The following is a 13,571-nucleotide window of genomic DNA, read 5'->3' as shown; positions in this document are numbered from 1 at the left end:
CGGCGGCCGGCGCACCCATCCGACACGGAGGATCACCCGCTCATGTTCGTACTCGATGCCTTCGGGCGCCGCATCTACCGCAACCCCGGACTCCGGTTCATCGACCCGCCTGAGGGCGGCAACGAGGACCAGGGCCCGGACCTCGGCTTCCCGAAGGACACCGCGCTCGAACAGATGACTGTCGAGCAGCGGGAGGCGTACTGGAGGCACTACGCCCGCCGGCACGAGGCCACGGTCAAGTCCCGCGGCGACTACGACCAGCTGAAGGCCGACTCCGAGGAGCTCGCACGCATCCGCGCCGAGGGCCAGACGGACCAGGAGAAGGCGCTCGAGGAAGCTCGCCGCGACGGCGAGAACCTCGGCGCCCAGCGCTACCTCCGCGACGCGGTGATCGCCCGATTCATTGGCCTCACCGGGAAGACCGACGAGGAGGCCGCCACGGCCTTCGCGCACGTCGACGTCGCGACCTTCACGGGCCAGGACGGCTCGATCAACACGGACGCCCTCGCGGCGTTCGCGGGCACCTTCGGCACGAAGCAGACCACCCCCATCCCCCCGAGCAACCCCGTCATGGAAGCGCTCGAACGGCAGCGTCAGCAGCAGGCCGGTGGCGGCAGCGGATCCATCAGGGAGATGCAGCGTCAGCGGCGCGAAGCGCTCACCGCGAAGAAGTAACCACCTACACATCGAGAGAAGGAATCCCTCATGGATCTCAGCATCACCTCGACGTCGACGGGCGGCTCGGACAAGACCTGGCTCGCGTCCGACCACGGGCTCAGCAACGCTCTGCCCCGCACCCTCGACGTCACCAAGTTCGTCTCCGGAGTCCACTACGACGCCGCCACCAAGGTGCTCAAGTCGGGCATCGCGATCGCGAAGATCACCGCCGGCGGGCTGTACGGCCCGTACGACACGACCGCGACCGACGGACGGCAGACCGCCTACGACAGCTTCACCGCCGTCGAGGTGCCGCTGCTGCTCGCCAACGGTGCGACGTCCGCGAAGGTCGCCGTCGCCGTGGTCCGCCACGCCATCATCAACACCCCCGCGCTCCCCGTCGCCGCGCAGCGCGCCGGCGGAGCGTCCGACGTGACGACGGGCGCCACCTCCGGCGACTTCGTCTTCGAGAGCTAGGAGCACCGATGCCTTACAACTCCACCTTCCGCACCGCCGCTCAGCTCACCGCTGAGGCGCGTGCGGCCGCTGAGATCCTCCTCGGCGGCTTCCAGCTCGCGGCGTGGCTGCCGTCGCGCGAGAACTACGGTCTCTCGTTCGACTTCGACGTGAACGCGCTGAGCCTGACCGACGCGGCCACCTACCGCGCGTTCGACACCGAGGCGCCCTTCGGGTCGGTCCCCGGGACGCAGTCGAAGAGCGGCAAGCTCCCCCCGATCAGCCGCAAGCTGCGGGTCACCGAGTTCGACACGCTCAGCCTCATGGGACAGAGCGACGCGATCGGCAACATGTTCGACACCTACGCCCGTCGCCTCGGCGGACAGATCGCGGCTCGCGTCGCGCTCGCGCAGGGCCAGGGCGCCGAGACCGGCACGATCACGATCGTCGAGAACAAGCTCAACTTCACGATCGACTTCGGCCGCGCCGGCGGGCACAGCATCACCGTGTCGACCCCGCACTCGACGATCACCGCCGACGCGCTCGCGGACCTGAACACCGCGCGAGCCGTGTTCGTCGCGACGAACGGCTACCCGCCCGCGGTCGCCATGCTGTCGACGGCGATCCTGTCGGCGTACCAGAAGAACACGTCGATCATCAAGGCGGCCCTCGGGCGCGGCAGCGACCTGCCGTCGATCATCTCGATCGACGCAGTGCGCAGCGTCTTCGACACCTACGGCTTCGGCCGGATCGTCATCAACGACGACCAGGTGCGCGTGGGCGGCGCCGCGACCCGCGTCGTGTCCGCCGACAAGCTTCTCTTCCTCCCGGAGCCGAACAGCACCGCCGCCGACCTCGACGGCCAGGGCTCGCTCGGAACCACCGAGTGGGGCATCCCCGCCGAGGCAATCAACCAGAAGTACGGGATCGCCGACTCCGAGCGCCCCGGCATCTTCGCGGCCGACATCGACTCCGACGACCCCGAGGGCCACAACGTCCTCGTGTCCGCGATCGTCCTCCCGACGTTCACGAACGCGAACGCCACGCTCGCGGTGGACGTGCTCTGATGGCCGGCCGGATCCTGGCCACCGACGTTCACGTTCCGGGCGTCATCGGCGCAACTCTGTACCCGGCCGGCACGGTCGAGACGGAGGAGCTCACCGAGCTCATCCCGAACCCGAAGGCGTGGGTCACGCTGCCGGGCACTGTGGAGCCGATCCCCGCCGCCGAGGCGTCGCCCTCGGTCGGCGGGGAGTACGTCCCCCTCGTCGCGCCGTACACCGGCAAGGTCGATGACCTGAAGGCCGAGCTCGTGCACCGCGGGCTCGACATCGAGGGCAAGAAGGACGACCTGATCGCCCGTCTCGAGGCCGACGACCGCGACAAGGCGGCCGGCGGCTCCGACAACACCAAGGAGTAGTCGCATGGCGTCCGTGACTGTGTCGTACGACGACGTCGAGACCCGGGCCCTCGGGTTCGACCTCGGCTCCCGATTCACCAAGGCGCAGGTGGAGACGCAGATCACGGACGCCGTCGACGACGCCGACGGGCTGTGGGGCTCGAAGATCGAGGAGCGCCTCACGTCGGGTCGCCTCACCGCGAACCGGTACAAGCGCGTGATCGCCGACGCCGTGCTCCGCGTCCTCCGGAACCCTGAGGGGTACACGTCGGAGAACGACGGGTCGTACGGCTACGGGAAGCGCGCCGATGTCGCGTCCGGGTCGCTGTTCTTCACGGACAGCGACCGGGAGCGGCTCACCGGGTCCGCGTCGGGCATGATCCCCGGCACGGTCCGCATGTCGCTAGACCAGAGGATCCACTGATGGGGCTACTCGACACTCCACGTCATGCGGTGACTGTGCAGCTGCAGAAGCGGGTCAAGAAGTCCGCCGGCTACGAGTACGAGCCCGACGGAGATCCGGTCATCGTGCGGGGCAACCTGCACCCGATGTCTGCTGACGGGTCGCGCGCGTACGGCTTGCAGGAGGTCGTCTCGCAGCAGCTCAACACGAAGGAGCTGTGGCCGGGCGACGCCCACTCGATCGTCACCACGAGTGACGGCCGCCGGTGGGACTTCGTCGGAGTCCAGGAGTTCGACATGTCTCCTGGCACCGCGCACCGCGAGGTCGTCCTGAAGCTGCGGGTCGGCTGATGGCGCAGGTGTACAAGAGCGCCGGCATCACGGTCGCGCGCATGGCTGGACGGGCTCCCGCAATGGACTTCGCCGCGGCGGTACTAGCAGGCAAGGCCAAAATGAACGCCGCCCGCGCTCGGGACACTGGCGCGACTCTCGCTGGCATCCAGGTCGAGGACGCGAGGGGGCGCAACGGCGTCACCGACCGCCTCGTCGTCATGGAAGGCGAGGGCGCTCTGTCGATCGAGTTCGGGCATTCCATCCTCAAGATCAGTCGGTCTAGGGGTGGGCGCCGCGCGTCGGCGAGCGTGACCCACGTTCCCGGGAAGCACATCATGCGCAACGCCCTGAGGGACATGCCGGAGGTGACCGAGTGATTGACGTCGACGCGCTCATGTTCCAGTTGCTCGACGGGGCAATCGAGGGCCTCACGATCCTCGACGAGGTCGACGCGGCATCGGCAGATCCGTTTGCGCTGCCGTACGGCGTCTACTCGGTGGACGGCGACGGGCAGCAGTCGAACGGGCCGGCGTACTCACTGGTCCTCGACGTGCAGATCTTCGCCTCGACGAAAACCGAGGCGCGCGGGTTCGCCCACCGCCTCTACGACCACGTGCACACGTGGGAGATCCCCGGGCTTGGAGTGATCGAGGACCTCGCCGCCGGCGTGGACATCGTCACAGACATCCGCCTCCCATCGCGGGTCGCGGCGCCGCTGATCCCGGACAACGACCTCGCGCAGTACAGCAGCTCGTTCGGGCTGCTCGTCAGCTCTCTGTAGCTGCCCCCGCTTCGCCGCCCGGGACCCGGTGCCGGCTCACTTCACCATGCCTGAGGAGGCACACCATGGTCGACCGCAAGAAGCTGGTCATCCCCGGCTACGGCACGATGTTCACCGCTGACCGATCCGCCACGTTCCCCACCAACCCGCTCTCCGCGTTCGGCCTGTCCGGCACCATCCCGGTCGGGTGGGAGCGCCTCGGCCACACGTCGAAGGCGAACACCGCCGCGTTCACCCGCGAGGGCGGTGAGGCCGAGTCCCTCGGCACCTGGCTCGAGGACAACGTCGACACGATCTACTCGTCGGTCGCGTGGGCGCTCGGCATCAACGCGCTGCAGATTGACAAGCCGACCCTGGACCTGTCCTTCGGCGGGTTCCTCGACGCCGACGGCGGCTACGTCATCCCGAGCATGAACAACGGCCTCGAGAAGCAGTTCTTCCTGCTGATGCAGGACAACACGGGGAAGCTCGGCTTCTGGTCGGAGAACGCGTCGATCACGGGCGGTGACGCGCCCTCGATCGACACCGCGAACTTCTTCGAGATGCCGCTGACCGCGTCGATCCGGTCCGCGGACTCCGCGAAGATCCCGGCGACCGACGACGGCCGCGCCGGCATCATGAAGCTCTACAAGACCGGCCTCGGTCTGCCGCTCATCACCGCCCCGACTCCGGCCAGCGCGGCCGCCGCCGCCACGGTGCAGATCACCGGCCGGAACTTCACGTTCGCGACCGAGGTGAAGTTCGGCAACGACGTCGCCGACCACGTCGTGAAGTCGGACACCCGCATCGACGCCGTCGTGCCCGCCGGCGCATCGGGCACGGCGAACATCCGGATCACCAACGACTCGGGCCAGAGCGACGCATTCACCTTCGCGCGCTCGTAACCCCTCGACGTCCTGCCTGGCTGCCGAGCGGGTCGGCCAGGCAGGACCCCACCCGCTCCACCCGCCACAGGAAGGCAAGATCATGGCTCAGACGCGAGTTCCCGACGACCACAAGTCCAAGGCCCCCACGGCCGCCGAGCGGCGCGAGAGCGACGCTGAGCAGGACGAGCTCCTCGCCGACATGCCGGCGCTCCGTCCGCCGCACCAGCTGCGCCTCCGACACCGCAACGCGATCCTTCGCATCGCGGTTTCGCTGCAGCCCTTCGTGGGTGACGGCGGCAAGGGCCTCGACCTCAAGCCGGACGACCCCCGCGTCGGTGTGCTCCTCGATGTCCTGGCAGACGTCGACGACTTCGCCGAGTCCATCGCGCTCGACAAGGAGGCCTACATCGCCTGGGCAGTCGACGCGCAGAACGACCACTTCATGGCGATCCTCAACCGCTACGCGAGCGCAGTGGGGGAATAGACGAGCTGCTCGATCTCCTCGGGAAGTACGAGGTCGAGCTGACCGCGGACCTCCGCGAGCTGTACTCCTGCAGCGTCGACGACGTGTGGACGGGCATCGTCCCGGCGAGGACTGTTCTCCTGTACGTGCAGGGGCTGCTGCAGCACCCGTGGTCGCGGTTCCGCGCCGCGGTGCTGAAGGACCCCTCGGAGTACGGGCGGACACCCACGCGAGTCGCGCTTGAGCTGCTCTTCGACCGCCTGACGGCACTCAAGGTGCCCGAGTGGGACCCGGACTACGCGTTCCCCCGCTCTCGAGTCGCGGAAGAGGAACCGATCGTCCCCTCGATTGGCGACTTCGACGTCGACGGATTCATGCGCCTGCTCGCGGGCTAACCCTGAGGAGACGCCATGGCCGGACCTGCAGGACGCGGAGGGAAGTCCGTCGGACGAGTCACCATCCGCGTGGTCCCCGACGCAACCCGGTTCCGCGAGGACCTGAAGAAGACACTCGAACGCATCGAGAAGAACAACATCCTGAAGATCGACGTCGACGCGAACATGCGGCCGGCGGAGCGCACGATCAAGCGGTTCATCGATCGTTGGTCCGGTGAGGAGATCCACCTCAGCGTCGACGTCAACGGCGCCTCGCTCAGCAACGCCAGGATCGCGCAAGCCGCCCGTCCTCGCGTCGTCCCGCTGAACCTCGAGGTCACGAAGGCGTCAATCGCGAAAGTGGGAGCGGCGATCGCGGCCCTGTCCGGTGGACGGATGTTCACCGACTTGGGGAAGCGTCTCGGCGAGGGGATCCTGAACCTCGACCGCAGCCTCCCCCGCATGGCCGCCATGGTCAGCGGCATCGCGTCGCTCGCGGCCGCGGCGATCGCTGCAGCTGGTGGCCTCGCCACCCTCGCCGCATCGCTGTCGTCCATTCTCGCGATCTCCGCGCTCGCTCCCGCTCTCATCGCTGGCGCTGGCGTCTCCATCGCCGTACTCATGGTCGCGCTGTCGCAGGTCGGCGATCGGCTCGACGACCTGATTCCGCTCTGGGACCGGCTGAAGACCCGCATCGGCGACAACTTCTGGGGCGAGGCTGAGGCGCCCATCAGGCGGCTCGTCAAGGACCTCTTCCCGTCCATGCTCGAGGGCCTGGGTCGCACGTCGACCGCTCTCGGGCAGTGGACCGCTTCACTGGCTGACGGGTTCCGCACCGCCCTGACGGGCGAGCGAGTCGGCCGCATGTTCGACCGGCTCGTCGAGTCCATCGACATCGCGGCAGGTGGCACCGACTCCTTCGCGTCCGCGCTCGTCAACCTCGGCCTCGTCGGCTCCGACTACCTCCCCCGCCTCGCACAGTGGATCGCAAACCTCACCGAGCGCTTCGACAACTTCGTCGGCGCGGCCGCCGCAGACGGACGCCTCAAGGGCTGGATCGACGCCGGGATCGAGTCGGCGAAGCTCCTCGGGTCCGTGCTCGCGGACACGGTGCGCATCATCGCCGCCATCTCCCGAGCGGCGACCGCCGCCGGCGGGGACGGCCTCGCCACGATGGCGAGCGGCCTGTCCCGCGCGGCAGACGCTCTCTCGGCGCCCGCCTTCCAGACGGGCCTCACCGGCCTGTTCCGGGGAGCGAACGCCGCCCTCGACGGAGTCAACGGCGGCCTCGCCCGCTTCGGGCAGATGCTCGCCGACCGCTCCGCCGACCTCTCGACGTTCCTCGCGGTCGGCGGCCAAGCCTTCGGCGAGCTCCTCGGCGGAGTGTCCGACCTCCTCAACCAGCCCGCCGTCGGCCAGGGCCTCCTGCTGTTCATCGCGGGCCTCCGTGACGGCATCATTTCGCTGTTCGAGAACCTCGACCCCGCCGCCTTCGGTGAGTTCGTGCGCAGCCTCGGCGCTCTCGCAGGCACTCTCGCCGTCGAGCTCGGTGAAACGCTCGGCAAGGGACTCACCGAGCTCCTGCCGCTCATCACGCAGCTGCTCGACGACATCTCCGCGCGACTGCCCGATCTCGCGGCCGCGCTGCAGGAGATCCTCGAGAAGCTGCCCGCCGCGCTCGACTCGCTCATCGAGAAGGGCCCTGCGGCGCTCGACCTCATCGTGGGACTCGTCGACGCGGTCGCGCTGCTGTCGTCCCTGATCGGGCCGCTCGCGGACTTCCTCGCACCGGTGGTGCAGAAGTTCGGGGAGGCCGGGGCTGCGGCGTCCGCCCTGACCGACTTCTTCAACGGGAATTCGGCCAGCGTCGAGCAGCTCGGCGGCAAGATGACCGGCTTCAACGGCACGATGATCACCCTGATCAGCACCATCGCCACGGTCGCCGCTCCTGCCTTGCGGGTACTCGCGAACCTGGTGGACATCGCCCGCGACGCGTTCACAAGCGCAGCGACAGCGATCGCGGCCTTTGCGCGGGACGGCATCGCTGCGATCGCTCGCTTCGTCGCGCAGGTCGGCGCCGCATGGACGGCGTTCTGGTCGACCTTCTCGCAGAAGCCCGTAGCTGCTGGGGCTCGTCTCGTCGGTGACCTCATCGGCGCGATGGGCAATCTCAGCGGGGCACTGGTCGGCGTCGGTGCTGCTCTGATCGGCGGGCTCATCGCCGGCATTCAGTCTGCGGCGGGCCGGGCCGTGGCGGCAGCGGTCGCTGTCGTCCGGAACGCGCTGGCTGCTGCGCAGTCCGTCGTAGGCGGCGGCGGGGGTCCCGCGAAGGGCGTCGGCTCTCCGCCCGACATGGCGACGGGCGGCACGATCCTCCCGACACCGGGCGGAACCATCGTGCGCGTCGCGGAGGCGGGCAAGCCGGAGTCGATCGTCGACACCGGCGCCGTCAACCGCATGATCACCGAGACGAACTCGCGGCTGTCGCAGCAGAGCGCGGGCCCGATGACCGTCCTCGTACAGAGCCCCTGGGGCGACGGGGAGTACTTCGAGGCGAGGGTCGAGAGCATCTCTCGCTCAACGACTGCGCAGTCCACCCGCCGGGCGAAGGCCCTGGTCACGTCGAGGAGGGGGTGACGGCATGCACCTGAAGCTCATCGGCGCAGATGGCGTGATCCGTGACCTCCTCACCGGGGACGTGCGGGTCGCACCCGAGGGGGTGCAGGGGCTCTTCGGGGCTCCTGCGCCCGTGGTCCGTGCACGGCAGGGCGTGACGCGCGCTGGCCAGCAGCGCACCTCGACAGTCCTGCGGAAGCGCCCGGGCTCGATCACGGTGTACGTCAACATCGCCGGGAAGCAGAGCGAGCTCATCTCCGTCGAGCGAGGCTGGGCGTCGGCGTGGTCCTACGACCAGCCGGCGACGCTCGAGGTCACGACGAAGGGCGAGCAGCCCCGCTACCTCGACCTATTCTTCGACGGCGGCGACCTCGACTTCGTCCAGAACCCGGACCGCCGACACGTCTACGAAGCGACCGTCGACGTCATCGCCGACGACCCGCTCTGGCGGGGGCCGCTTCAGACATACGACTTCGCGTCGAACGAGCCCGACGCGGACTTCTTCGGCCGCGACGAGGTTCACGGCCAGGAGGGTGCGCCCGACTGGTGGCTGTCGCCGGCGTATCTGCCGATCGTGAAGCTGCTGCGGAACCCGGGGAACGTGCCGGCTCCGGTGCGGTGGATCCTGACGGGCCCGATCAACGGGTTCGACACGATCATCGACGGCCGGTCCGTGGGCGGGAAGTTCATCATCCCGGAGGGGCAGACGCTCCGCATCGACTCCGACTCGAACACGGCACTGCTGGACACCGGCGCGGAGGTGATCGACATGTGGCGTGAGCTGACCTCCTGGGGCTTCGCCCGTCTCGCTCCGGGCCGCACTTCGACCGTGTCGATCGAGCGTGAGGGCACCGGGTCGGCGCGTCTCGAATGGACGCCGCAGTACCGGCAGGCCCGCGGGTGATCGTCGACGCGGCCGACTACGGCCTCGACATCACCGTCTGGGACCGGAACCGCCGCCGGGTTGCACCGGTCCCCCACTTCCAGGCCCTGGACGGCACGGTTCGTCATCTGGCGGCCGGAACGCTCGAGCTGGTCCTGGACGACGACGCGCCCGCTTCGGGCCTCCTGCAGGCGCCTGGCGCTCGGGTGGTGTGCCGCCTCGATGGGAAGCACTTCCACTCCGGGCCCGTGACCTCGGTCGGTGGGCAGCTGCTCGCCGGCGGAGCTGTCCGCTACACGGTCGGCGACGACTGGGCGATGCTGAGCAACGCGCTCGCGTGGATCGTCCCGGACGGGCCGCTCGTCCCGACGTCCCTCGACGATCCCGCGCAGTCCGTCGTGACCGGCGCGCTACGCCGCGGCACGGTCGAGGGGCAGTCGGGCGTGATGGTGTGGCCGGCGTCTCAGATGCCTGTCGAGTCCGCCGTGAAGTGGCTGCTCGGCGCAAACCTGGTGCAGCGCCTCGGCCTGCCGGTCGCGATCCGCGAGGACCTCGGCCGCGGTGGCACCATCGCCCTCCCCGCCGTCGGCCGGTTCGCGACGCTCGAGGAGACGGTCGTCCCGATCCTCGACGCGGCAGGCCTCGGCCTGTCCATCTGGCTCGAGCCCGGCAGCCCCCTCATCAACATCGACGTCTACGAGTGCGGCGAGTACGCACCCGTCATCGACGCGCAGTCCGGGATCCTCGTCTCCGGCAGCTGGACCCGCGACGCCCCCACCGCGACACGCGTGATCGTCGGCGGGCCCGGAGAGGACGCCGCGCGCGTCTTCGCCGAGTACCGCGACGAGACCGGCCTCGAGCGCGACTGGGGATTCATCGGCGAGACGTTCACGTCTGCGACCGGTTCGACTCCGGAGTGGCCGAAGGATCTCGACGAGTCGGAGAAGGTCGCGAAGTACGCGCCCCTCCGCGCCGATGTCACCGCGGAGTCGAACGCCGAGCTCTCCACGTCTCTCGGGACCGCCGGACAGAAGAAGCTCGCCGAGGGCCGCCCGACCGCGGGTGTGTCCGCGGAGCTCGCGGAGGCGGGCAGCTTCTACTACGGCTACCGCGACGGCGTCCGCGGGTTCCTCCGCGGAGAGCGCATAGCGATCGTCGCCGGCGCGGGCGAGCCAATCCGTGACCACATCACCGAGGTGCGCCTTGAGATCACCGAACGCGACGGGCGCGTGATCACCCCGACCGTCGGCGGCTACGTCGACGACCCCGCACGCGAGACGAGCGACGCGATCGACGCCCTCGCGGCAGCGAACGCGCGCAGAGAGAAGAGCAGGTAGATGGTCACCTACACCGGATTCACGCAGGGCGACAGGGTCACCCGGATCAACGAGCGCGAGATGGCGCGCATGTTCTTCGCCGCCGGCGACACGGGTCATGTCCTCACCCGGCAGTCGTTCGTCCTCACAGCGCTCGGCGGCAACCGTCGCCTGCAGCTCTCCGCGGGCGGGCTGTCCGCGTGCGGCGTCATCGTGCAGCGCGAGGGAGTGGCCGACTCCGTGACGATCGACGTCCCCACCCCTGCATCGGGGAGGGGGCAGTGGTTCCTCGGTGTCGCGCGGTTCAACTGGAGCGCGCGCACCGTCACGTACCCGCTGATCGCGAGCGAGACGACCGGGCAGTTCACGGCCGACAAGATGCCCGAGCGGCCGCCGCTGCGGTTCCCGACCCTGAACCGGGAAGCGGGCCTGCTGTTCGATGTGCCGCTCGGGTGGGTGTGGGCCTCGTACGCGTTCACGGCGATGCGGACGATCTCGCTGACGGTCATGGCTGACGGCTTCCCCACCGACCTGTTCGCGTGGGACGGCAACCTCGACGCGACGCGCACGAACCCCGACAACGTGGCCCCCGGCGGGACGGGCGAGTACGTCGGCTTCAAGCGCGACTTCCAGGCACGCGGGCTGTACGCGATCAGCGCGAACGGCGTCGCGGGGACCGCGGAGGTGAACACCGCGTCCACAGGCGAGACAGTACTCGTCGTCAACGGCACGGACGTCGAGAAGGTGCGCTCGGACCACATCTACTCCGCACGCCCCACCCACCTGACCGCGTACGTCGACCACCCCGGCGGCGTACTCAGCGTCTCGCTGCAGTTCCGCGGCGGGTCCGGGACCGTCAGCCTCCTCGCGTCGTCGCAGGTTAGGGCGCGCTGGATCCGCGGGGTCTCGGCGCCGGGCGCGCTCGCCTGACCTCCCATTTCTTCCCACGACCACCGAGGAGTCGCGCATGCGCATCATCAAGGCGGCTCGAGGCCGCATGACCAGCCCGTTCGGAGCGAAGAACGTCCCGGGCGCGAACGTGAAGTCGCACGGCGGCGTCGACTGGGGGCACGGCAACGCGACGGAGGACGACCTGCGGATCGTCGCACCCGCCGCCGGGAAGGTTACCGTCGCCGGCTGGTACGGGACCTACGGGAACCGAATCGTCATCGACCACGGCCGCGACGAGAACGGCGACCACTGGGAGACCCTCATCGCTCACCTCTCCGAGTACATCGCGGAGTACGGCGATCAGGTCGAGCAGGCCGAAGAGATCGGCGTCATGGGCAACACCGGCACCAAGTACGTGCACTGCCACCAGGAGCTGCGGAAGAACGGCCGCCAGGTCGACCCCGCTCTCTACCTCACCGCCACCTCGGGCGGAGGAGCGAACAGCACCCCCGCCACCAACAACGAAAGCGAGATCCCCGTGCAGATCCCCTGGAACGGCGGCTCCCAGCCCGCCGAGACCGTCCTCGCCAACACGCTCCGTGGCGTGCAGGAGACCCTCGACATCGTCCGCGACTTCGACGGCGCGCCCGTGACGCTCGAGGACGGCGGCGAGGTCACCCTCGCAACGGTCCTCGTCGCCGCGCTGCGGTCCTCGCAGATGGCGCTGAACAACACGCGCGTGCTCGCGAAGCAGCTCGGCGTCACCGACGGTATCGAGTAGCCCCTCCTCACCTCTGAGAGGAGGACCCATGACGGAGACCCCCGTCCAGCCCCGTGAACCACTCCGCTGGGACCTCGTCGTCGTCGACTTCGCGTTCATGCTCGTCGGCATCGGCGGCGCCATCGGGTCAGTCCCCGCGCTCGAAGAGATCCTCCCTCCGTGGATGGTCGACCTGCTCTGCTACGCGCTCATCACGCTCGGCGCGGTCGCCCTCGTCGGCGTCGTAATCCCGAAGCTGTGGCCGCTCGAGATGATCGCGAAGCTGTTCATCGGCGGTGGCCTCATCGCCTACGAGCTCACGCTCCTGATCCTCGTCTTCGCCGAATTCGGTGACGACGTCGGCGGCGGCCGGCTCTACGTCGTCGGCGGGGTCATCATCCCGATCGCCGTCGTCATCAAGCGGTTCCCCGACCTCATCAACAAGTGGGCGAAAGAGACCGCGCTCAAGAAGCAGAAGCGCCAGGCAGCGCGCGACGCTGCGGCGATGGTGAGCGACCGGTGACCCTCGACGAAATCCTCCGCGTGGCGGGCACCGCGGTCTCCGCGATCGGCGCCCTCGTCACCGTGTCCGGCGGCATCGTCGTCTGGCGCACCTGGAAGCGGAAAGTGAAGCTCGAGGACGCCGCGCTCGTCCGAGCCGCCGAGGAAGAGCGCGCCGCGGCCGCTCGCAAGATCGACGAGATGGGCCTCTCCCGCGAGGAGATTGTCGAGCGCATCGGCAACCAGCTCCTCGTCGATCTCCGTGAGGAGCTCCGCCGGTCGAACGACATCCGTGACCGTCAGGAGAAGCAACTCCGCGATCAGGCCGAGCGCATGGACTACCTCGGCGACGTCATCGACGAGCAGAACCGCCACATCCAGCTGCTCGAGCCGCTGATCCCCAACCCACCCGGACCGCCTGAGCGCCCTCACTGGCGCGTTCGCCCACCCACTCGGCTCTCCACCACCTCGGAAGGAACTACCTCGTGATCACGTTCGACCCCACCTGGCCGCAGCTGCTCAGCCTCCTCGTGTCCATCGTCCTGCCGCTGCTCGTCGGCCTCGTCACGACCCGCGCCACCTCGGCGTCGGCGAAGGCGCTCCTCCTCGCGGTCCTCGCGTTCGCTTCCGGCCTCGGCACCGAGCTCCTCGCGGCGCTGAACGCGGGTGTCAGCTACGACCTCGCCGCCGGTGTGTTCTCGGGCGTCGCGACGTTCCTCGTCGCTGTGGGCCTCCACTACGGGCTCTGGAAGCCGACCGGCACGTCGTCCGCGCTGCAGTCCATCGGCCGCCACCGCGCCGAGTAGCGCACCCCTCCACTACCCCTCCGGCCCCCGCCCAAACAGGCGGGGGCTTTTGCGTACCCGCTTCTCC

19 protein-coding genes are annotated in these 13,571 nt (G+C 69.2%); all 19 read left to right on the top strand.

Annotated elements, in window-relative coordinates; genetic code table 11:
* Nucleotides 1-42: 42 nt before the first annotated feature.
* The 19 genes from ASF48_RS04970 (at nucleotide 43) to ASF48_RS04880 (ending at nucleotide 13,504) form a co-directional block, all read left to right on the top strand.
* Complete coding sequence (locus ASF48_RS04970; protein WP_055787323.1) at nucleotides 43-675, top strand: hypothetical protein; 633 nt, start codon at nucleotides 43-45, stop codon at nucleotides 673-675.
* Nucleotides 676-705: 30 nt separating this feature from the next.
* Entirely contained in the window at nucleotides 706-1,134 is a 429-nt protein-coding gene (locus ASF48_RS04965) for a head decoration protein (RefSeq protein ID WP_055787320.1), read from the top strand.
* 8 nt (nucleotides 1,135-1,142) lie between these two features.
* A complete protein-coding gene (locus tag ASF48_RS04960) occupies nucleotides 1,143-2,180 on the top strand; it encodes a major capsid protein (protein ID WP_055787317.1) in 1,038 nt (345 codons plus the stop codon).
* Entirely contained in the window at nucleotides 2,180-2,533 is a 354-nt protein-coding gene (locus ASF48_RS04955; protein ID WP_055787313.1) for an SAP domain-containing protein, read from the top strand. Before ASF48_RS04960 ends, ASF48_RS04955 begins: the two co-directional genes overlap by 1 nt.
* Before the next feature lie 4 nt (nucleotides 2,534-2,537).
* Entirely contained in the window at nucleotides 2,538-2,936 is a 399-nt protein-coding gene (locus ASF48_RS04950; RefSeq protein ID WP_055787311.1) for a Gp19/Gp15/Gp42 family protein, read from the top strand.
* Nucleotides 2,936-3,265 (top strand): hypothetical protein, encoded by a 330-nt coding sequence (locus tag ASF48_RS04945; protein WP_157603054.1) that lies wholly within the window; start codon nucleotides 2,936-2,938, stop codon nucleotides 3,263-3,265. The genes ASF48_RS04950 and ASF48_RS04945 overlap by 1 nt, the downstream gene beginning before the upstream one ends.
* Nucleotides 3,265-3,624, top strand: a complete 360-nt coding sequence (locus ASF48_RS04940) for a DUF5403 family protein (RefSeq protein WP_055787305.1) — start codon at nucleotides 3,265-3,267, stop codon at nucleotides 3,622-3,624. The genes ASF48_RS04945 and ASF48_RS04940 overlap by 1 nt, the downstream gene beginning before the upstream one ends.
* Nucleotides 3,621-4,028 (top strand): hypothetical protein, encoded by a 408-nt coding sequence (locus ASF48_RS04935; RefSeq protein WP_055787302.1) that lies wholly within the window; start codon nucleotides 3,621-3,623, stop codon nucleotides 4,026-4,028. Before ASF48_RS04940 ends, ASF48_RS04935 begins: the two co-directional genes overlap by 4 nt.
* Before the next feature lie 65 nt (nucleotides 4,029-4,093).
* Complete coding sequence (locus tag ASF48_RS04930; protein WP_055787299.1) at nucleotides 4,094-4,912, top strand: IPT/TIG domain-containing protein; 819 nt, start codon at nucleotides 4,094-4,096, stop codon at nucleotides 4,910-4,912.
* 82 nt (nucleotides 4,913-4,994) lie between these two features.
* Nucleotides 4,995-5,378 (top strand): hypothetical protein, encoded by a 384-nt coding sequence (locus tag ASF48_RS04925; RefSeq protein ID WP_055787296.1) that lies wholly within the window; start codon nucleotides 4,995-4,997, stop codon nucleotides 5,376-5,378.
* 83 nt (nucleotides 5,379-5,461) lie between these two features.
* Complete coding sequence (locus ASF48_RS04920) at nucleotides 5,462-5,752, top strand: hypothetical protein (protein WP_055787291.1); 291 nt, start codon at nucleotides 5,462-5,464, stop codon at nucleotides 5,750-5,752.
* A gap of 15 nt (nucleotides 5,753-5,767) precedes the next feature.
* Entirely contained in the window at nucleotides 5,768-8,368 is a 2,601-nt protein-coding gene (locus ASF48_RS04915) for a hypothetical protein (protein WP_055787285.1), read from the top strand.
* 4 nt (nucleotides 8,369-8,372) lie between these two features.
* Nucleotides 8,373-9,251 carry a hypothetical protein gene (locus tag ASF48_RS04910; protein WP_055787282.1) on the top strand — a complete coding sequence of 293 codons (879 nt, stop codon included), beginning with the start codon at nucleotides 8,373-8,375 and terminating at the stop codon, nucleotides 9,249-9,251.
* Nucleotides 9,218-10,567, top strand: coding sequence for a Gp37-like protein (locus ASF48_RS04905; RefSeq protein ID WP_082480985.1), 1,350 nt, complete (start codon nucleotides 9,218-9,220; stop codon nucleotides 10,565-10,567). The genes ASF48_RS04910 and ASF48_RS04905 overlap by 34 nt, the downstream gene beginning before the upstream one ends.
* Complete coding sequence (locus ASF48_RS04900; protein ID WP_055787275.1) at nucleotides 10,568-11,476, top strand: hypothetical protein; 909 nt, start codon at nucleotides 10,568-10,570, stop codon at nucleotides 11,474-11,476.
* Nucleotides 11,477-11,513: 37 nt separating this feature from the next.
* Nucleotides 11,514-12,218 carry a M23 family metallopeptidase gene (locus ASF48_RS04895; protein ID WP_055787271.1) on the top strand — a complete coding sequence of 235 codons (705 nt, stop codon included), beginning with the start codon at nucleotides 11,514-11,516 and terminating at the stop codon, nucleotides 12,216-12,218.
* A 28-nt stretch (nucleotides 12,219-12,246) separates the two neighbouring features.
* Nucleotides 12,247-12,720 carry a hypothetical protein gene (locus ASF48_RS04890; protein ID WP_055787268.1) on the top strand — a complete coding sequence of 158 codons (474 nt, stop codon included), beginning with the start codon at nucleotides 12,247-12,249 and terminating at the stop codon, nucleotides 12,718-12,720.
* Complete coding sequence (locus ASF48_RS04885) at nucleotides 12,717-13,187, top strand: hypothetical protein (protein WP_157603053.1); 471 nt, start codon at nucleotides 12,717-12,719, stop codon at nucleotides 13,185-13,187. The genes ASF48_RS04890 and ASF48_RS04885 overlap by 4 nt, the downstream gene beginning before the upstream one ends.
* Nucleotides 13,184-13,504 (top strand): hypothetical protein, encoded by a 321-nt coding sequence (locus ASF48_RS04880; protein ID WP_055787263.1) that lies wholly within the window; start codon nucleotides 13,184-13,186, stop codon nucleotides 13,502-13,504. The genes ASF48_RS04885 and ASF48_RS04880 overlap by 4 nt, the downstream gene beginning before the upstream one ends.
* Nucleotides 13,505-13,571 lie beyond the last annotated feature (67 nt).

Source organism: Rathayibacter sp. Leaf299, from assembly GCF_001423055.1.
GTDB classification, from domain to species: Bacteria; Actinomycetota; Actinomycetes; order Actinomycetales; family Microbacteriaceae; genus Rathayibacter; species Rathayibacter caricis.
This window is presented reverse-complemented; position numbering and strand designations above follow the sequence as displayed.

Excerpts from the sequence above, each read along its gene's own strand:
- ASF48_RS04940 (WP_055787305.1), top strand. The coding sequence starts at position 3,265 with ATGGCGCAGGTGTACAAGAGCGCCGGCATCACGGTCGCGCGCATGGCT.
- ASF48_RS04900 (WP_055787275.1), top strand. The coding sequence starts at position 10,568 with ATGGTCACCTACACCGGATTCACGCAGGGCGACAGGGTCACCCGGATC.
- ASF48_RS04945 (WP_157603054.1), top strand. The coding sequence starts at position 2,936 with ATGGGGCTACTCGACACTCCACGTCATGCGGTGACTGTGCAGCTGCAG.
- ASF48_RS04960 (WP_055787317.1), top strand. The coding sequence starts at position 1,143 with ATGCCTTACAACTCCACCTTCCGCACCGCCGCTCAGCTCACCGCTGAG.
- ASF48_RS04930 (WP_055787299.1), top strand. The coding sequence starts at position 4,094 with ATGGTCGACCGCAAGAAGCTGGTCATCCCCGGCTACGGCACGATGTTC.
- ASF48_RS04965 (WP_055787320.1), top strand. The coding sequence starts at position 706 with ATGGATCTCAGCATCACCTCGACGTCGACGGGCGGCTCGGACAAGACC.
- ASF48_RS04890 (WP_055787268.1), top strand. The coding sequence starts at position 12,247 with ATGACGGAGACCCCCGTCCAGCCCCGTGAACCACTCCGCTGGGACCTC.
- ASF48_RS04910 (WP_055787282.1), top strand. The coding sequence starts at position 8,373 with ATGCACCTGAAGCTCATCGGCGCAGATGGCGTGATCCGTGACCTCCTC.
- ASF48_RS04950 (WP_055787311.1), top strand. The coding sequence starts at position 2,538 with ATGGCGTCCGTGACTGTGTCGTACGACGACGTCGAGACCCGGGCCCTC.
- ASF48_RS04895 (WP_055787271.1), top strand. The coding sequence starts at position 11,514 with ATGCGCATCATCAAGGCGGCTCGAGGCCGCATGACCAGCCCGTTCGGA.
- ASF48_RS04955 (WP_055787313.1), top strand. The coding sequence starts at position 2,180 with ATGGCCGGCCGGATCCTGGCCACCGACGTTCACGTTCCGGGCGTCATC.
- ASF48_RS04905 (WP_082480985.1), top strand. The coding sequence starts at position 9,218 with ATGGACGCCGCAGTACCGGCAGGCCCGCGGGTGATCGTCGACGCGGCC.
- ASF48_RS04970 (WP_055787323.1), top strand. The coding sequence starts at position 43 with ATGTTCGTACTCGATGCCTTCGGGCGCCGCATCTACCGCAACCCCGGA.
- ASF48_RS04925 (WP_055787296.1), top strand. The coding sequence starts at position 4,995 with ATGGCTCAGACGCGAGTTCCCGACGACCACAAGTCCAAGGCCCCCACG.
- ASF48_RS04915 (WP_055787285.1), top strand. The coding sequence starts at position 5,768 with ATGGCCGGACCTGCAGGACGCGGAGGGAAGTCCGTCGGACGAGTCACC.